The 17,538-nt window shown below is 43.0% G+C and carries 16 protein-coding genes and 1 pseudogene; 5 read left to right on the plus strand and 12 right to left on the minus strand.

What is annotated here, in order from left to right:
- Positions 1-14 precede the first annotated feature (14 nt).
- The 9 genes from GC098_RS02065 to GC098_RS41440 all read right to left on the minus strand — a co-directional run bounded on the left by GC098_RS02065 (position 15) and on the right by GC098_RS41440 (position 6,726).
- Positions 15-860 carry an ATP-binding cassette domain-containing protein gene (locus tag GC098_RS02065; protein ID WP_171640502.1) on the minus strand — a complete coding sequence of 282 codons (846 nt, stop codon included), beginning with the start codon at positions 858-860 and terminating at the stop codon, positions 15-17.
- Positions 861-875: 15 nt separating this feature from the next.
- Complete coding sequence (locus GC098_RS02070; protein WP_171640504.1) at positions 876-1,718, minus strand: alpha-D-ribose 1-methylphosphonate 5-phosphate C-P-lyase PhnJ; 843 nt, start codon at positions 1,716-1,718, stop codon at positions 876-878.
- 5 nt (positions 1,719-1,723) lie between these two features.
- Positions 1,724-2,845, minus strand: coding sequence for a carbon-phosphorus lyase complex subunit PhnI (locus GC098_RS02075; protein WP_171640506.1), 1,122 nt, complete (start codon positions 2,843-2,845; stop codon positions 1,724-1,726).
- A gap of 1 nt (position 2,846) precedes the next feature.
- Positions 2,847-3,443 carry a phosphonate C-P lyase system protein PhnH gene (gene phnH / locus GC098_RS02080; RefSeq protein WP_171640508.1) on the minus strand — a complete coding sequence of 199 codons (597 nt, stop codon included), beginning with the start codon at positions 3,441-3,443 and terminating at the stop codon, positions 2,847-2,849.
- A 15-nt stretch (positions 3,444-3,458) separates the two neighbouring features.
- Positions 3,459-3,884, minus strand: a complete 426-nt coding sequence (phnG, locus tag GC098_RS02085) for a phosphonate C-P lyase system protein PhnG (RefSeq protein ID WP_171640510.1) — start codon at positions 3,882-3,884, stop codon at positions 3,459-3,461.
- Between the two features lie 91 nt (positions 3,885-3,975).
- Positions 3,976-4,872: a GntR family transcriptional regulator gene (locus tag GC098_RS02090; protein WP_312879970.1), complete on the minus strand. Its 897-nt coding sequence runs from the start codon at positions 4,870-4,872 to the stop codon at positions 3,976-3,978.
- A 39-nt stretch (positions 4,873-4,911) separates the two neighbouring features.
- Complete coding sequence (locus GC098_RS02095; RefSeq protein WP_171640512.1) at positions 4,912-5,772, minus strand: PHP domain-containing protein; 861 nt, start codon at positions 5,770-5,772, stop codon at positions 4,912-4,914.
- A gap of 391 nt (positions 5,773-6,163) precedes the next feature.
- The gene (locus GC098_RS02100; protein WP_171640514.1) at positions 6,164-6,505 is read right to left on the minus strand and encodes an NAD(P)/FAD-dependent oxidoreductase; all 342 of its coding nucleotides are present in this window, start codon (positions 6,503-6,505) and stop codon (positions 6,164-6,166) included.
- A 26-nt stretch (positions 6,506-6,531) separates the two neighbouring features.
- On the minus strand, positions 6,532-6,726 hold the full coding sequence (locus GC098_RS41440) for an NAD(P)-binding domain-containing protein (protein WP_171640516.1): 195 nt from the start codon (positions 6,724-6,726) through the stop codon (positions 6,532-6,534).
- A 197-nt stretch (positions 6,727-6,923) separates the two neighbouring features.
- Between GC098_RS41440 and GC098_RS02110 the strand changes: the two genes are divergently transcribed.
- The 3 genes from GC098_RS02110 (at position 6,924) to GC098_RS02120 (ending at position 11,342) form a co-directional block, all read left to right on the plus strand.
- Positions 6,924-8,435: a CehA/McbA family metallohydrolase domain-containing protein gene (locus GC098_RS02110; protein ID WP_171640518.1), complete on the plus strand. Its 1,512-nt coding sequence runs from the start codon at positions 6,924-6,926 to the stop codon at positions 8,433-8,435.
- Positions 8,436-8,524: 89 nt separating this feature from the next.
- The gene (locus tag GC098_RS02115) at positions 8,525-9,601 is read left to right on the plus strand and encodes a HupE/UreJ family protein (protein ID WP_312879971.1); all 1,077 of its coding nucleotides are present in this window, start codon (positions 8,525-8,527) and stop codon (positions 9,599-9,601) included.
- Positions 9,602-9,764: 163 nt separating this feature from the next.
- Complete coding sequence (locus tag GC098_RS02120) at positions 9,765-11,342, plus strand: CehA/McbA family metallohydrolase domain-containing protein (RefSeq protein WP_171640520.1); 1,578 nt, start codon at positions 9,765-9,767, stop codon at positions 11,340-11,342.
- A 190-nt stretch (positions 11,343-11,532) separates the two neighbouring features.
- Here the strand turns inward: GC098_RS02120 and GC098_RS02125 are convergent.
- The 3 genes and pseudogenes from GC098_RS02125 to GC098_RS02135 all read right to left on the minus strand — a co-directional run.
- Positions 11,533-11,942, minus strand: a pseudogene (locus GC098_RS02125) (oxidoreductase); the annotation flags it as partial.
- A 33-nt stretch (positions 11,943-11,975) separates the two neighbouring features.
- Complete coding sequence (locus GC098_RS02130; protein ID WP_171640524.1) at positions 11,976-14,426, minus strand: heavy metal translocating P-type ATPase; 2,451 nt, start codon at positions 14,424-14,426, stop codon at positions 11,976-11,978.
- 15 nt (positions 14,427-14,441) lie between these two features.
- Positions 14,442-14,771: an ArsR/SmtB family transcription factor gene (locus tag GC098_RS02135; protein ID WP_171640526.1), complete on the minus strand. Its 330-nt coding sequence runs from the start codon at positions 14,769-14,771 to the stop codon at positions 14,442-14,444.
- Positions 14,772-15,160: 389 nt separating this feature from the next.
- Here GC098_RS02135 and GC098_RS02140 point away from each other — a divergent pair, with 389 nt between their 5' ends.
- Complete coding sequence (locus tag GC098_RS02140) at positions 15,161-16,510, plus strand: cytochrome ubiquinol oxidase subunit I (protein WP_171640528.1); 1,350 nt, start codon at positions 15,161-15,163, stop codon at positions 16,508-16,510.
- Entirely contained in the window at positions 16,507-17,535 is a 1,029-nt protein-coding gene (locus tag GC098_RS02145) for a cytochrome d ubiquinol oxidase subunit II (RefSeq protein WP_171640530.1), read from the plus strand. The genes GC098_RS02140 and GC098_RS02145 overlap by 4 nt, the downstream gene beginning before the upstream one ends.
- The last annotated feature ends 3 nt before the right edge of the window (positions 17,536-17,538 follow it).

Consider the following 17,538-nt stretch of genomic DNA (forward strand, 5'->3'; position numbering starts at 1 on the left):
CTCCTATTGATTCGCTACAGCATGGAATGTACTAACTGCTGCGTATACGCGTGCTGGGGGTCTTCGAGAATTTGATCTGTCAAGCCTTGCTCAACAACCTGTCCATCCAGCATTACCATCGTTCGATCGGCCAGCATGCGGATGACGCCAAGATCGTGGGACACGAGCAGGATGCTGATATTCAGTTCCCTTTGCAGGTGTTTTATCAAATCCAGAACATTGGCTTGTACGGATAAGTCCAACCCGGTGGTTACTTCGTCCAGTAGAAGAATCGGAGGATTGTTGGACATCGCTTTGGCAATCTGCACGCGTTGCTGCATTCCGCCAGAGAAGTTCTTTGGTGCTTCCTTCATGCGATAGACCGGAATATGAACCCGTTCCAGCAGCTCGCTGCCCCGCGATTCCATAGCCGCTACATGCCGGCTTCCGGCAGCAATCATCTTCTCGGCAATATTCCCGATGGAGGAAAAGTCCATCCTAAGGCCCATCACCGGATTCTGATATACCTTGCCCATCAGTTGGTTGCGAATAAATCTCTTTTGTTGGGACGATTCTTGAAACAGGTTGCTGCTGCCATCCTTATAGGGGGTAAGGTACGCCTCACCCTCGGTTACTTCCTGATCGAAATAGAGACATCTCATCAGCGTCGACTTGCCGCTTCCACTTTCGCCTACGATGCCAAGGACTTCACCGGGGTATAAGTCAAATGAGATATCTTGGCAAGAATAAACCGTAGCGCAAACTGGACAATAGTTTTTATCGAGTTGGCGGACTTGAATACCGCTGCAGTGGCTGCAGCCTGTGCCAAATTGTTTATTCAAATTATTCACTCGCAGGATCGGGGCTGAAAATTCACCCATTTTTCTTCACCTCTTTTAAGAAGACTGCTGATTCATTTGACTTAGACAGTAGCTTGTATCATTGCACTGAGAGTAGCTTGCGGCTTTTTCCGTATCGTACAGTTCGTCCATAAACACATGCTGGGCACCGCATTGCCTGCAGCTTTTACCAAGAAAGGACTCCGGTTCAAAGGGAACATCTTCGAAGGCCAAAGAGACAACCCTTGTATAGGGAGGAACAGCGTATATTTTCTTCTCCCGGCCCGCGCCAAGTAAAATTAAAGCTTCTGAGCTGTTTAGCTTCGGATTATCGAACTTTGGAATCGGACTTGGCGCCATCACATAACGATCGTGCACCATAACAGGATGATCAGCTCCAGTTGAGACGCTGCGGTACTTCATAATCTGCTCAAACAACATCAGCCATGCCCCACTGTATTCCTTCTCCCCATGAAGACGCTTGGTCTCTAGTTCACTGGATTCATACATCCGCAGCGGCTCTGGCATCGGAACTTGTAGGACCAGTATTTGACCCGTCTGCAAAGGAATTTCCGGTACACGGTGCCGGGATTGGATTAGCGTAGCTTCCGCTGTCTCGTCCACTGTGATGACGCCTGTCGTTTTGTTGATCAGCTTCTTCATACTGACTGCGTTGACCGACTCATCCGAGCCTTGGTCGATAACTTTGAGCCTATCTGACTTCCCGATCAAGGAAAGCGTAAGCTGCAGCCCCCCGGTTCCCCAGCCACGCCCGATTGGCATCTCTCTGGAGGCGAATGGAACTTGATAGCCCGGAATCGCAATAGCTTTGAGCGTTGCCCGCCGGATCTCCCTTTTCGACCCTTCATCTAAAAAAGCGAAGTTGTATTGAATTTGCATAGACTCTACTCCTCTTCAGATTCCACGGACTGGTTCTGCCTTGTTTTGCGTACATCATTCAGCTTGGATTGGAAGGTAACATAGTGCGGCATTTTCAAGTGTGAAATAAACCCTGTGGATTCCACCGAATCAATATGATAAAGAACGAATTCCTCGTTCTGCGTTGGAACGCTCTTATTGCCGCCCTCCAGACTTTTGTCCAAAATGCTCATGGCAATTGCTTTCGTTTCATTCTGTCCGAAGCAAAGTCCGTAGCCGAAGTCCAGCTTTAGCTCCTTTACGCCATTTTCCTTCTCTATCGTTGCCGGAACGAGCATTTCCACTTCCGAGACCTTAATCTCACCCATATAGTAAGCTTCATCATCGTCTTCATTTGGATGCAGCGGACTTTCCACATAAATCGGGAGTTGACCAACCCTCAGTTCACCAACCGTCGGGTGAATCATGCCATAACCGCGAATAACCGCGTAGGCCAAGGAGGTGATGGCGCCTGTCTGGCCTCTTGTTAAGATTTGCAGCTTCTCGCTCCGGCTCGCCGGAAAGGTCAGGCTGGTTCGGGTGACATCGTCCGGCTCCGTATTGTCGAGTGGGCAGTCCGTAATCAGCCCTTCTTTTCTAAGATAATCCAGCACCTTGGGCAGGCGATCTTCAGCTGCTTCAGCTGCTTGGGTGTCCTCCGCGCCTATATATGCCTGCAGCCAGCTGCTTACACGATCTTCTGTTTCTTCCATGAGGTCGAAGTCCAGCATGCGATGCGAGTAATCTGTCGATGCACCTAGGATTTGCCCGCCGGGAATATCCTTGAAGGAGGCGGAAATTCGCCTTTCTACACGCATTTCCTCTGGTTTTACCAGCTTGGAATAATGCTTTCGGGGCAGTGTTGAGCGATAAGCACGCAGCAGGAACACGGCTTCTTCGGGACTGCCTTCCGCTTGCTTGATGGCCAAGGCTGCAAGCTGTTCGCTGTAAAAACTGCTTTCCGACATCACCTGATCGATTAAGCCTCTCATCCCCGCTTCGATCGTATCCACATCAAGGAACTTGCCGTTCTTCAATCTTTCGAATTGAATGCGTTGCAACGATTCTTCAATCGCCTGTGTGCCGCCTTTGACTGCTACATATCCCATTTCACTTATCCTCCTCCACCTGAACCTGAGTCGTTCTAGGCAAAGCAAGCAGACGATGGTTCGCATCCACAAAGATACAATCCAGGCCCAGCGGGTATTCCGCATTCCGCTCTGCCCGGGCATCCATCCAATTCCCGCTCAACAGCACCTCGGCGCTTGAAAAGGCTTGAATGCCTGGTCCGGTCAATCGCAGCTTCGTTCCTCCGTAGAGACTTTCTGTCTCGATAATCAGCGTAGCCGAAAAGTGAGGATCTCTCAGATCGCCGATTTTGGCTGCTTGAAGCGCTTGGAGCAGATCGTTCGGTTGCGCGTCGCGCAAAACAAAAATATAATCTGCCTCACTAACCTCCGCCTCTCTGGCGTAGCTCGTCTGTTTGAACCATTGCGTAACTTGCGTTTCCCGTTCCGAGAACACTTTTAAGGAGACTTCCGTATCCAGCAGCATTTCGGCCATGATCCTTGTAGCTGGCAAGCAGCCATTGCCCGTTTCCAGCTTCCCTGCTTCTTCGGTGAGATCCGTCACTACTCCAGGCCTTGACAGGGAGTCAATCAATTTTCTATAAGCTCTTTGTACATCGTGAACCAGATCCAGTTTCATGGTGAGTGTCTCCTTTCAATCCGTGTCCATTGTTTCAAAATCAACTTTGGTCTGCAGCACCTTCGCCTGGAAGGCCGCACGTCCGATGGCGATCAAGTCGCTTTCTGCTTGAAGAATGCTGGACCATTCCTTCGTTTCTTTCAGGCCAGCCGCATACGCGGCATCGATGACAGCCAGAGCATAGGCTTTTTCCGGATCATCGCCCTTTATAAGCCCGACACCGATTGCGCCTTCAATCTGTACTTTGCATTCGGTCACCAGCACTTCTCCCAAATAAAATAAGCTGTTTTGCGCAGTTTCTCTTACCTTGACCATGATAAGTCCATGATTCGGCTCTTCGATCACAACGATGTTGTAACGGTTCATGATGTCTCGGGATAACGAAATTGCGACTTCGGGAGATCCGTTAATCAAAATCTCTGTTCTTTGCTTTCGTTTCATGCTTGGACCTCCTTGATCTTAGAAGCCTTTCATCACTTCGAAATTCACTTTATCTTGTTGCCAGGCTAGTGGCTGTTAAGATTAAGTAAATTCAAATTTCATAGGAGAAACAGTCTCCACGGTACATAATTTTGCTGCATTCCAGTGTCGTCCCTGACTCCGTGTCTATGCACCCGGATTCGAGCACCAGCAAAGGAATGAGGCTGGAGCATGCCAGCAGATTCCTCTCATATTTAGAAGGATACGTCACACGAAGAATCGTCTGTTTGGATTGAAAATGGTGATAGCCCTTGCTTTCGTAATATTGGAACATGGAAGTTATTTGTTGTCCTTCCTTGCAAATGTGGGGAAACATAGATTCCAGAACGTAGGAAGTATGCAAGGCGATAGATTGCCCATTTACGATCCTGAGGCGCCCCACTCTATACACTCTGTCGTCATCATCTGCTTGAAGGGATTCATAGATTTTATTGTTAAACTCGATAGGCTCGCAAAATATGTTCTTGGACTGATAGTTGTAGCCCAAATCATTCATTTTCTGGCTAAAGCTGATACTGCCGGAAAGATCGAGCGGAATGCGAAGATTTCTGTCCTGCACAAAACTGCCTTTGCCTTGCTTCGAGTAGATATAGCCCAGCTCCTGCAACCGTTCATAGGCTTTGCGCGCTGTGATTCTTGGGACTTTGAACCGGTCCGCAAGCTCATTTTCAGATGGCAATTTATCATCAGACTCAAATTTGCCGGATTGGATTGCCGTAATGAGGTAATCCATAATATCCATCTCTTCAGACATCCCCGTTACCTCCCCTATTGATAAGACATCATCCATCGTATAGGAATAATCCCCGATGCGAGCTTCAATCATCTTGTTGCGCGGACCGATAGAGGTCCACTCTCCTGCAAAACTGTTCAAGATATGGCTGCTTTCGTGAAGGCTGGGCTCAACCGACAGCGGCGAATGGGTATCAACTTGATGAATAAGCTTCATAGGTAAACTGCTCCTTTGGTGGATAATAAACTGTATTTTTTAAGCATCCAATAACGATTGTTTGCGTGTCCGGAGAAGATGAACCGTGTCTATGCCCGGACATTTACTGCCGAGCTCCACTTCTTTTTCTCCATAAAAGCCGTGGAAATCAGAACCGCCTGTCATCACCAAGTCATATTCCTCGGCACATCCGCGTGCTCTCTCTTCATCTTCCGTTCCATGCAGCGGATGCCATACCTCAATGCCTTGAAGGCCCGCATTTACAAGCTCAGGTAAAGCTTCGAAACTCCGATACTGTCCGGGATGCGCAAGTGCAGGGACTCCGCCTGCCGCTAAAATAGCCCGAATGGCATCTCCTGCATCGACATACTTCGTTGGGAGGTAGGCTATGCCCGGCTGCTCCCCGTTTTGGCCACGTGAAAACAACTTCTTGTATAAGTCACCGTAGATTGAGGTTGTATAGCCCTGATCAATTAACGCATGCATGATGTGCTGTTTATAAACCCCCGTACCGCCTTCTGCATACTGGAGCACTTGCTCCCATGTGATGGCATAACCAGCTTCAATCAATCTGTCGACTGCTTTTCGGCAGCCTTCATGACGCATCTCCAACATCGGACTGCAAAGCGTGGCCAGGGCATCATGTCCAGGCTCGATATAATAACCAAGAATATGAATTCTGCGATTTCTTATAAAATCATAGGCTGAAATTTCAATACCGGGAATGATTTCCACTCCCTGTTCCAGACCTTTGTCAACCATCAAAGTGAGTTCTTGGGTTGTATCATGATTTGTAATAGCCAGATGTAGGACCTCTCTTTGGATAGCCAAGTCCAAGACTTCTTCAAATGTAAGAGAACCATCAGACAATTTGGTATGGCAATGCAATTCTGCTTTCATATAAACCTCCGCAATAATGGATATAAGATAGGTACGAATTCAAAGGTAAAGCTTTTAAATTTCGGATGAGCTTCATGTCTATAGACCTAGTCTAACTTGATGCCAAGTTACAAAGGTTAATGCCGTGTAATGCTCACGTTAAGTTACTGTAAAATTGAACATTTGAAGTGCGAAAGAATTGTTATTGCCCTCTCTGATTATTGACGTGGGAAAATAAAGTTCTTTCATGGAAATGTTGATTTGGTGCGGTTTCTAGATGCTTCAATGTAAAGGCAAATAATAATTAAGTTTTTTAATGAGCTGCCTACCAATCAAAACATTATGAAGCAACAAGAAAATAAGGTTTTTTAATGGGACTCGATCCTTGTTTACAATTGTAAAATCGCCTTTGTCATAAAAAAATTAATAAACCCATCCTTATTAACGGACATCTTTGCACTTTTAACAGCTTTTTTCTGATCACCTTTTTCACTACATATCGGGCATCGTCCCCAACTCCACGTAGTGTTGCGGAGGCAAATGATCTTTGCCCAGAAAGTCCAACAAAATTTAGTCCCTCTATACCATTACTAACTCCAACCTTATGTCTTGGAAATCCACGATCATCCAACGCATTCAATCCCACTAAAAAAGATAAATTAGGCCTGAAGCCAGTAGCAAAAATGATTGCATCTACGCTTTCTTTCTCCCCATCCCCCCAAACAACACCATCCTCGTACATCGAGGTAAACATTGGTCTTTGATTTGGCTTTCCACTCTCTAATAGTTGTTTAAACCCTCACCTCGAAACTCTGCTAATCCAGGAATGTCAGGTACATAGGGTCTATGAAATGAGCCTGTTGCACATATAACAGATTCAGCATCAAGAATCTCCCCACTTTTTGTGGTAACTTGAAACCTCCCATTAATAGATTGCAATAGCATAATCAAATTTTTTTGATTAATAAAATGCATTTATAAACCCTATTACTACTTCTTAACATCAATAAAGAAAATTCTGTAATTTGATTATTAAAGTAAAGATTCCAGAATTGCATGGCATACGCATCTTACATCAAATTAATAATAAAGACACATAATTAATGACTTGATTTTACAAATTATAGTTATCATTGACTCGAAGCTAGAAATCAAAAGGAGTGTGAGAGATTTTGAGATTGAATCGTAAATCATTCCCAATGTTAGCAGTAACATTACTCGCCACAGCAGCTTTTACCACACAAGGCTTTACCAATGGGTTCCAAACATCGACAGCAGAAGCAAAAGGATCAAGTAAGAAGGATGCTACTTGGCTTGCCGGTGATCATCACGTTCATAGTGAATGGAGTGTCGGTTGGGATAATTCCACCACTCCACCAACACGTATCAAAGGCGGAGATGCCATTTACCCAATTACGAAGAACGCTCAAATGGCAAATTCATATGGCGTGGACTGGATGGTTTCCACCGATCACGGCGGTCCAAACCATTCAAAAGTGAATTTGGAAGAAGCTTATCCCGAAGTGCTCAAAGCCCGTGAAGCGGTTCCAGGCATGATTTTATTCTATGGTATGGAATTCGATACACCCGCAGCGGATCATAGCTCACTAATCATTCCGAAGTCCGATCAAGAGTCACAAACACTTTACAATATTGAAAGTAAATTTAATAAACGCGATCCTTATCCTACTGATCCGCAGCGGGATACTGAATCCAATATGATCGATGCCTTAAATTACATGAAAGACTTAGAAGAACCTCCTGTTCTTTTTGCAAATCATCCTGCGCGTTCAGCTAATGCAGATGGAGCTTGGGGGCAGGATACTCCGCAAGAGTTCCGTAATTGGAACGATGCAGCACCAAATGTATCCGTAGGTATGGAGGGGGCGCCTGGTCATCAGGCTGGCGCAATCAATCCGGATGGTTCCATTGATCCAAAAGGTAGCCGGGGCGCTTATGGCAGCTTCCCGACCATGGGCGGATTTGATCAGATGAGCGCTAAAGTGGGCGGTCTTTGGGATTCCATGTTGGGAGAGGGAAGACATTGGTGGATCACATCAACTTCTGATTCACATGTAAACTGGCGTGATGGCGGCAGCGACTTCTGGCCTGGAGAATATTCCAAAACCTATGTGAAGGCAGAGAAAACTCACGCGGATATATTGGATGGTTTACGTAATGGACGAGTATTCGTAACAACCGGTGATTTGATTAATGAATTGGATGTGACTGCGCAAGCTGTAGGAAAGTCCCCTGCTCATGCTGAGTCCAACGGCAATCGGGCTTCCATCGGTGAAACATTAAATATCCCAAAGAAAGATGGAAGCGATGTAACATTTACTATTCGATTTAAAGACCCGAACGCAGTCAATAGCCACGGCGATACTCCGAAAGTAAATCGCGTCGATCTTATCATGGGTGAAGTAACAGGAAAAGTGGAAAACCGTTCTACGGCATCTAACCCGACTACGAAAGTGGTAGCTAGGTTCGACGAGAGCAACTGGAAGCAAGATGGCGAGTATATGACTATAACGTATACATTGAAAAATGTGGACAAGGATAGTTACATACGGGTTCGCGGAACAAACACGAATGAACTTGAACCAAGTGTCGATCCTAAAGGTGAAGATCCATGGAAAGACCTTTGGTTCTACTCCAACCCAATCTTTATGAATTTGAAATAAAATCACTGTACATGGTTTGTGGCGAGGAGTTAAGTCAACTAGCTCCTCGTCTTTCCTTTTGAAATGAACAAAGAGGATGTGTAGTAATAGTGAAACTTAAATGGTTAATCATGATTCTAGCTATTGTTTTCTTAATTTCATCGCCAGTTGCCAATGCTCACAGCAATAATAGTGAGGGTTTTTCCAAAATAGATGTTCAAGATCAAGAAATAAATTACAACCTTCAACTCGATTTAATTGAATTAAGTCATGCGGTTGGATTCAAGATGAATGAACAAAACGTTGAAAACTTAGAGGAAATGAATGATATCATCAACCAAAACAAACTTCCTCTCCAAGAATATATGAATACGCATATTGTAGTTTACGCAGACAGCATTCCCATTGAAGGAACCATTAATCAAATGTCTGTCTTGAAGATAAAAGAACGCGCATTTGCTGATATTATCCTTTCTTACTCTGTTAATAAAATTCCGGAAAATTTGAATGTTCGTTACAACGTATTTTTTGAAGACAGTGATCCTAGTCATGCAAACATGGCAAAAGTTCAAATTGGAGAAAAACAACAAGAGTTTATCTTTACGTACGAGGTAAGAGAATTGAATATCGGAGAAATGAGCTTTTTCACCAGCGCAAAACAATTTCTTTTGTTAGGATTAAAACATATCTTTACGGGTTATGACCATATTTTATTTGTAATCAGCTTGCTCATTGGCGCCGTAACGATCCGTCATATCCTTTCTTTAGTCACAGCATTCACTATCGCACACAGCATCACGCTTGCCCTTGCAACGCTAGACATCGTGCAATTACCTGGTAAGTTGGTTGAATCTGCGATTGCACTGAGTATTATCTATATAGCACTTAAAAACATCTTTCAACCCGAATCCAAGCACGCCCCGTGGATCGCCTTTGCTTTTGGATTAATTCATGGCTTTGGGTTTGCAGGAATCTTGGCGGAACTAAATTTAGGTGCAACCCATTTGGCTGCGTCATTATTGTTTTTTAACGTGGGAATTGAATTAGGTCAAATCCTCATTGTATCTTTGGTATTCCCAGTTCTCATTTTCATAAATAAACGATTATCGTATAAGTGGTTTTTGCCTAGTGTGTCAACTGCCGTATTATTCTTTGGATGTATATGGTTTTTTCAAAGGGCTTTCTAGCCCGCAATTAAAAAAATAAAGAAGTGTCAATTGCCTCCAATTGCACTTTTTTTTCAGCGAACATCGAATTTACGAAAACTATATATCACTCTAACACTCCTTAAATGCTTGGTAGATATAATTAAAAAGTTGTACAAAATTAAAATTTAAAGGAGTTGGCTACGTGTTACATAAAAAGAAGTCACTTACTATCTTAGCCCTCAGTCTTTCAATCCTTTCACAAGGTCTACCAGTTTATGCCAAAGGTTCTGTTGGCAATAATAATAATAACCCGACAGAATCTGGCGGGAAATGGATGAAAGGTGAGTATCACGTGCATACCTTTCAATCCGACGATGCTCAGCAATCACTTAAGGATGTGCTGGATAATGCATTTAATAAGTATGGTATGGATTGGATTGCAATCTCAGATCACCTGAGAACATCATCGCGCGATGATGAAGGAAACCCTATTCCGGGAGGCCCAATTCCGTTATCTAAGGGGATTATCCAGTATCAGGCGCCAAAAATCAAACAATTGCAAGATGCAGGCGAATATAAGAATAAAATTATCTCCACAGGCTTTGAGTGGGATATGCCCACATACGAGCATGTTGGAATTGGGATTTTGACGGACAAGCCGGGATTTGCAGAGGGTTTGAAAGTGTCGAATCAGTTTGAGTATTTGTTTACTAACCGAGATGAAAGAATGTTTGATCCGGCAGATGTAGCAGCATGGAAAGCAAACGATAACAGAGCCTACTCGACCCGAGATGATGCGCGCACAGCTCTAAAATGGCTTGAAACGAATTATCCGAAAAGCAGTTATGGTATCTTAAATCACCCATCGAGAAAAACGGTTTACACAATTTCTGATATTCGGGACTTCAATAATATAGCCCCGAACGTTGTTTTCGGACTTGAAGGCATGCCGGGCAATCAAATGGAACCTGATAGAGGCGGCTTAAATTTAACCACTCCCAAAAACCGAACATATGGAGGTTCGGATTACATGATAGCAAAACTAGGTGGCGTGTGGGATGCGTTGCTTGGAGAAGGTCGCAGGTTTTGGAATTTTGCCAATTCGGATTCTCATTTTGAAATAAGCACTAATCGCCAATACTCAAGCGGATACTGGTCTGGTGAATACTCCAAGAACTATACATGGGTAAACGGTTCTAATATGCAGGCTGTCCTGAACGGAATGCGGTCCGGAAAATCATTTTCTGTGTTCGGTGATTTGATTAACGAACTTGATTTTAATATTTCTCACGGGAAAAGCAAAGCAGAAATGGGCGGAGACCTCCAGGTGAAGGATGGGAACAACCTCAAGATCACGATCCGGTTCAAAAGTCCGGAGAAAAACAATAATGGCGACCCCGTTCAGGTCGATCATGTAGATCTTATTTCCGGTGATGTAACTGGTAAGGCGATACCAGGAACAGAAGATTACAGTAAAGATACGAACGATTCCACCAAAGTTCTTAAACGTTTCACAAGCAATGAATGGACAACGGATAACGATGGTTATAATGTGATCACCTATAAAGTAAAAGCGAGTAAAAACCAGTATTTCAGACTGAGAGGAACCAATCTGGGGACCGATGTTATTGGGGAAACAAGCAGTGGAGAGCCATTGATCGATCAAAAAACGGACATTGAGGATAATGAAACCCGTTTCGCTGAAATCAACAAACGTAACTATAAAGACCTTTGGTTTTATTCCAACCCAATCTTCGTAAATGTTGAGCCTCATAAATAGGATGAAACGTATGGAGATAAAGACATTAACTCTGTAGGCGCAGAATGTTAAATGGCGGAATGTTGTCGTATCAAAAGTTATATTAATGATACCAGCTATCAAATAAGAAAAATCGAGCTCTTTAAGCTCGATTTTTCTTATTTATTGAAGATCTTCTCCAGCTATGAAAAAATTGTTTCTTAATATCACTATTGGTTATACACTCGACAATATACTTTGCATCAAGTCCAACGCCACCGATAAGGCAGATCATCTTCTGTATTGCCACGGTAAACCCAAAAAGAATAATCCTTTAACCTTTGAAACCCCTCTGCTGTGAATCGGCTTCCCTTTTTCATTTAAAATGCCAGGAATCTGGATCCAACTATAATCCGAATGGAAACCCGTTGCCCATACCACATTTTCAACTTCCACGTTACTTCCGTCTTCAAACGATATTAATTTATGATGAGTTCCATTGGTTCTCGGTTTGATTGTTACTTTTCCTTCTCTGATTAAGGCCATAAGTTCAAGACCAAAAATCGGGTCACCCTGCTTACTAATAAATTGACCGAGTTTACTATGGATATCAGCACTCAACAGACCCAGCTTATCAAACCACGAAGGAAAAAACGAAGGAGGCTCTCCTTCGTTTCACCCATTAACTTTCACTAATCTCATACTATTCATAATTACAATTAATGCTGCACCTGTATCACTAATCACAGCAATCCATAGGGTAAGTAAATCAGGGAAAATCAACATCAAAGCAAGAGCTTTGACGATAAGCGAAAACCAAATGTTTTGTTTGATTATTCGTATTGCCTTTCGACTCAATTTAACAGTATGGGGTAGTTTTTCTAGATTGTCAGCCATCAACACGATGTCTGAGGTTTCCATTGCCGTGTCAGTTCCGGCCCCACCCATTGCAATACCTATATTGGCAGTTGCAAGCGCAGGAGCATCATTGATACCATCTCCAACCATCGCTACAATGTTTCCTTCTTCTTGAAGTTGTTTAATGGCTTTCACTTTATCTTCGGGTAACAGCTCTGCAAAATATCGGTTTACCCCGGTTGCAGAAGCAACTTTTTTAGCGGTACATTCATTGTCGCCTGTTAACATCACTACTTGGTTGACGCCAACTGCTTGAAGTCCTTTAAGAGCTTTTACGGAAGTAGCACGAATAGCATCCGCAACGGCAATAACACCGTATATCTTCTCTTTTGATCCAATAATAACGATTGTATTTCCTTCTTGTTGAAGGGATAAGATTCGTGATTCTAGTTCTCCTAGAGAAGTGTTTAGTTCCTTGAACAATTTAAGGTTTCCTGCAAAGTATTCATTATCTCCTATAATCGCGCCAACACCTTTACCTACGATGTTTCTGAACTTATCTCCTAGAAGGGTTGAGACGCCTTTATCTTTGGCGTACTGGGCTACTGCTTTTGCAATGGGGTGTGTAGAATATTCTTCTAATGTTCGGGCAATACGCAGCAACTCAACTTCACTCAATCCCGTCAATACAACTTGAGATACCTTTGGTTTTCCCTCCGTTAAAGTACCCGTTTTATCAAAAGCAATCGCTGAAATCCTTCCCGCTATTTCTAAAAAGGCTCCACCCTTGATAAGTACCCCGTTCTTGGCTGCATTTCCTATTGCTGAAACAATTGCCACTGGAGTTGAAATAACCAATGCACAAGGACACGCTACGACCAATAACTCTAATCCTTTATAAAACCACTCTCCCCAGGTTCCAATACCCATAAGTGGGGGAAGAACCATCACAACGAGTGCAAGAATAAATACAATTGGCGTATAGATACGAGCAAATTTATCTACAAAAGCTTCCGTAGGAGCCTTTTGTTCTTGCGCTTCTTCGACAAGGTGAATGATTTTGGAAATGGTTGTATCTTCAACCAGCTTGGTTACTTTAATCTCCAAGGAACCGTGTTCGTTAATTGTACCTGCGTATACACCATCACCAACTTGCTTATCAACAGGAATGGATTCTCCTGTAATTGGCGCTTGATTTACACTCGATTCTCCACCAATGACTAAACCGTCTAACGGGATTTTATCACCTGGTTTAACAACAATGACATCCCCAACTGAAATCTCTTCCACGGGCTTTCTAATAAGCTCCTGACCGTTCTTCACGAATGCTTCGGGAGGCGCTAGGTCAATTAAGCTTCGTATCGAATTTCGAGTCTTTTCAATGGACTTCGTTTGAAGAACATTTCCTAGTGCAAACAACCAAACTACCGTAGCACCTTCTAACCACTCACCAATTGCCGCGGCACCAAGCACAGCTGCAGTCATTAATACATTCATATCCAATGAACGGCTTTTCACAGCATAATAGGCGCTTCTAGCTGGTTTATAGCCACCTATTATAATCGATACTGCGTAAAGTAGAGTTGTAAAGCTTGGTGATACATTCGCGAACGAGCCAAGAAATCCAAAAAGAAGTAGGGCTCCAGAAAAAATTATCAGGTTTGTACCTGAATTGTCTTTTTTGACCTGATCACTTTTCCTTTTGCTTGAAACTAGCGTAGCTTTATAACCGGATTTGGATATTTCTTTGATGATTTCTTCGACTGAACTGTCGTGTTCAGCTGTCATTTTCCCAGTTGAGAAATTGACACTTACACTTTTGACTGAGGGGAGGGTTTTCATATGTTTTTCTATTGTTAAAGCGCAGGAACTGCAATCCATTCCTTCTATGTTATAGATTCTCCCACTGCCCTTCTTCTGAACAGCCTCAATGGTGTGCCCCAGTTTTTTTATTGTATCAGGTATTTGATCAAGGACTTTTTCATCCTCATAAACGACTTGCATTTTGCCTGTGTTATAGTTGACTTGAACTCCGTTGATCCCTTTGATACCCTTGACTGCTTTTTCCACGGTTAATGCACAGGAAGGGCAATCCATACCGCCGATTAGAAAATCTGATTTTTGACCAGATTGGTCTTCTGTGTTTTGTACATGTGGAATTTCTGATACTTTGCAACAATCATCCTCACAACCGGCATTTGTATTTGAAGTGGTACTTATATCCAGTAAGGTTAGGCTTTTTTTGAATTTCGGTTCTTTGTCGGACATCTCAATCCCCCCGTTTTAGTAAAGTCCCGTATCACACTTGGTAACACCATCGTGTACTAGGGATAGTACAGTATCGAACATATGTAACATATCCTTAATCTTCTCATTGCTTAAACTGTAATACACATATTTCCCCTCTTGCCTTCCAACAATAATCCCGCAGCCCTTCAAACAAGCGAGGTGCTGGGAAATGTTCGATTGATTCCCTTGAATTTCGTCAACGATTTGAGATACAGGCTTTTCTTTATCTTTAATACATTCCAGTATTTGAAGCCGCGTCTTATCACTAAAGCCGCGAATGAATTTGGCTTTAACATCTAATTGCTCTAATGGATCTTGATTCATTGAGACTACCTCCAAACAAATTAACATTCACTAATATGATTATCATATTAGCGTACTCTAATATATGTGTCAAATTAGAACCCCATCATATTTAGATGGGGCTTTGATTAAACAGGCATTGGGGTTTTTGTTGGATTTAACGTTAATAAAGTTGTAATACTTTGTTCAAACCGTATTCACATATTATGTGAAAAAAATCACATGCATGGCGTAAGATAGAAATATATAACAAATCAAATTGAAATCAGAAGGTGATGCCCCTTGAACCAATCTCGAAAACATGAAAAACGATTGATGTACCTGATGTTCATTGTTGCTTTTGTCATGTTACTCTCTTTTATCCGCAAGTTTTTTTGAACCTATGAAAGCTACAAAGGAGATGAGTCCATATGCCTATCTACGATTCCGTATTTTACAGCCGCCTGCTCACTGAGACCACACTGGCATTTCATATCATTTTCGCTACCATCGGTGTTGGCGTTCCGGTCATGATCATGTTGGCTGAGTTAGCCAGCATTAAACGTAAAGATCCCTATTATGCGTTGCTCGCACGAAGATGGGCTCGGGGTTTCGTTATCACTGTTGCCATTGGAGTGGTTACTGGTACTGCTATCGGGCTTCAACTCAGCCTATTGTGGCCGAAGTTCATGGAGATTGCCGGGCAAGCCATTGCGCTTCCGTTATTTCTAGAAACATTCGCCTTTTTCATCGAGGCTATCTTCTTAGGCATTTATTTATATACATGGGAACGATTAAAACCTAAGCATCATCTGTTACTACTCGTGCCTGTTGTCATTGGCTCCTCTGCTTCAGCTTTTTTTATTACGACTGTGAATGCATTCATGAATACGCCGCAAGGCTTCACTCTAAAAGATGGCTTGATTACAAATGTACAGCCGATTCTAGCTATGTTTAATCCATCAATGCCTACCAAAGTGGCACATGTACTCTCATCTGCCTACATGACCAGCGCATTCATCTTGGCTGCTATAGCTGCCTACTCCCTTCTCAGGAAAAAGGGGGACACTTTATACGCCAAGAAAGCTTTAAAATTGACCGTTACTGCTGGGCTCGTGTTCGCCATAACTACGGCAATGATCGGTGATCTATCAGCCAAATTTCTAGCTCATACTCAGCCTGAAAAACTTGCTGCAGCCGAGTGGCATTTCGAAACAACAAAGAATGCACCACTCGTTCTTGGCGGTATTTTGACTGAAAATAATGAGGTTAAATATGCATTGAAAATTCCTTATGCACTAAGTATCTTGGCAGGTGGAACTCCAGGAACTGAGGTAAAAGGGCTGAATGATATTCCTAAAGATCTTCGTCCTCCTTTATACGTGCATTATTTCTTTGACGCCATGGTTGCTATAGGTATGTTTGTGATTGTCGTTGCCATTTGTCATATGTGGTACGCACGCAAAAAATCCCGTAAACCTTATCCGAGATGGCTTCTAGCGATTATCGTTGTGTGTGGTCCGCTTTCCATGCTAGGCATTCAATGCGGATGGTTTTACGCGGAGGTTGGTCGCCAACCATGGATTCTGCGTGGATATATGAAGGTAGCGGATGCCGCTACAACTTCACAAGACGTGGACACCATGTTACTGCTGTTCTGTTTACTTTATATCGTTTTAGCACTGACGGCGGTAAAAGTATTATCCAAACTTTTCAGAAAAAACGATGTTGCAGATGAACTGATTGCACTTGGTATTTTCGGGGGGAGGACCAAAGAATGAGTCTAGAACTTGTTGGAATAACTGTTTTGTGGATCTTTTTATACGGATATTTAATAGTGGCGTCCATTGACTTTGGTGCGGGTTTCTTCAGCTACTATTCGGTTATTACGATGAAAAAGCATATCATTCATAAGATCATTGAAAGATATCTGTCTCCTGTCTGGGAAGTTACCAATGTATTCTTAGTTTTCTTCTACATCGGTATGGTTGGATTCTTCCCTGAAACAGCACGTTATTACGGTACTGCGTTACTCGTGCCAGGTAGTGTAGCTATCATATTGCTAGCCATAAGAGGAGCCTACTACGCTTTCAGCAACTATGGTTCCAAAGATAACAAATGGTACATGCTGCTCTATGGAGCAACTGGCTTGCTCATCCCTGCAACCCTTTCTACAGTGCTTACCATTTCTGAGGGTGGAATCATCGTTGAACAGAACGGCATGATTTTTCTTGATTGGAGTAAGTTACTTGGGAGTCCTTATACGTGGTCGGTCATATTGTTATCGCTAGTCAGCGTCCTCTATATTTCGTCCATGTTCCTTTCCTTCTATGCCTATAGAGCAAAAGACTACCCCGCTTTTGGAATTTTACGAGGCTATGCTCTTTTCTGGAGCGGACCTACTATTCTTGCAAGTCTGCTTGTTTTTTTCGCTATAAACCAACAAAACCCAGAACATTTCCGCAACATGCTTAACCTTGGATGGATGTTCGGAGCATCATTTATCTGTTTTTTAGTTGCCGTCTACTTGCTTTGGAAACGAATCAAGCTAGGTCTATCCTTCATATTGGTACTTTTGCAATTTGCTTTTGCTTTCTTTGGTTATGGTAAGGCCCATTTACCTTATATTTTATTTCCATACATCTCCATTCACGAAAACTTTACGAATCAAGCAATGGGAACTGCGCTAGTCATCGCCTTTATTGCAGGGCTTGTTATTCTAATCCCATCTCTGTTTCTGCTTATGCGTCTATTTCTTTTTGATGCTGATTATGTACAAGGTAAATTTATAAAGAAGGGTGATTAAACC

It is taken from the genome of Paenibacillus phytorum (assembly GCF_013141715.1).
Classification (GTDB): domain Bacteria; phylum Bacillota; class Bacilli; order Paenibacillales; family NBRC-103111; genus Paenibacillus_E; species Paenibacillus_E phytorum.

Bases quoted from the DNA above. Each gene is read 5' to 3' on its own strand.
- GC098_RS41440 (WP_171640516.1), bottom strand. From the start codon at position 6,726: ATGCATTTTATTAATCAAAAAAATTTGATTATGCTATTGCAATCTATT.
- GC098_RS02065 (WP_171640502.1), bottom strand. From the start codon at position 860: ATGGGTGAATTTTCAGCCCCGATCCTGCGAGTGAATAATTTGAATAAA.
- GC098_RS02130 (WP_171640524.1), bottom strand. From the start codon at position 14,426: ATGTCCGACAAAGAACCGAAATTCAAAAAAAGCCTAACCTTACTGGAT.
- GC098_RS02140 (WP_171640528.1), top strand. From the start codon at position 15,161: ATGCCTATCTACGATTCCGTATTTTACAGCCGCCTGCTCACTGAGACC.
- phnH (WP_171640508.1), bottom strand. From the start codon at position 3,443: ATGAAACTGGATCTGGTTCACGATGTACAAAGAGCTTATAGAAAATTG.
- GC098_RS02100 (WP_171640514.1), bottom strand. From the start codon at position 6,505: ATGTTTACCTCGATGTACGAGGATGGTGTTGTTTGGGGGGATGGGGAG.
- GC098_RS02075 (WP_171640506.1), bottom strand. From the start codon at position 2,845: ATGGGATATGTAGCAGTCAAAGGCGGCACACAGGCGATTGAAGAATCG.
- GC098_RS02145 (WP_171640530.1), top strand. From the start codon at position 16,507: ATGAGTCTAGAACTTGTTGGAATAACTGTTTTGTGGATCTTTTTATAC.
- GC098_RS02135 (WP_171640526.1), bottom strand. From the start codon at position 14,771: ATGAATCAAGATCCATTAGAGCAATTAGATGTTAAAGCCAAATTCATT.
- GC098_RS02070 (WP_171640504.1), bottom strand. From the start codon at position 1,718: ATGCAAATTCAATACAACTTCGCTTTTTTAGATGAAGGGTCGAAAAGG.
- GC098_RS02090 (WP_312879970.1), bottom strand. From the start codon at position 4,872: ATGAAGCTTATTCATCAAGTTGATACCCATTCGCCGCTGTCGGTTGAG.
- GC098_RS02095 (WP_171640512.1), bottom strand. From the start codon at position 5,772: ATGAAAGCAGAATTGCATTGCCATACCAAATTGTCTGATGGTTCTCTT.
- phnG (WP_171640510.1), bottom strand. From the start codon at position 3,884: ATGAAACGAAAGCAAAGAACAGAGATTTTGATTAACGGATCTCCCGAA.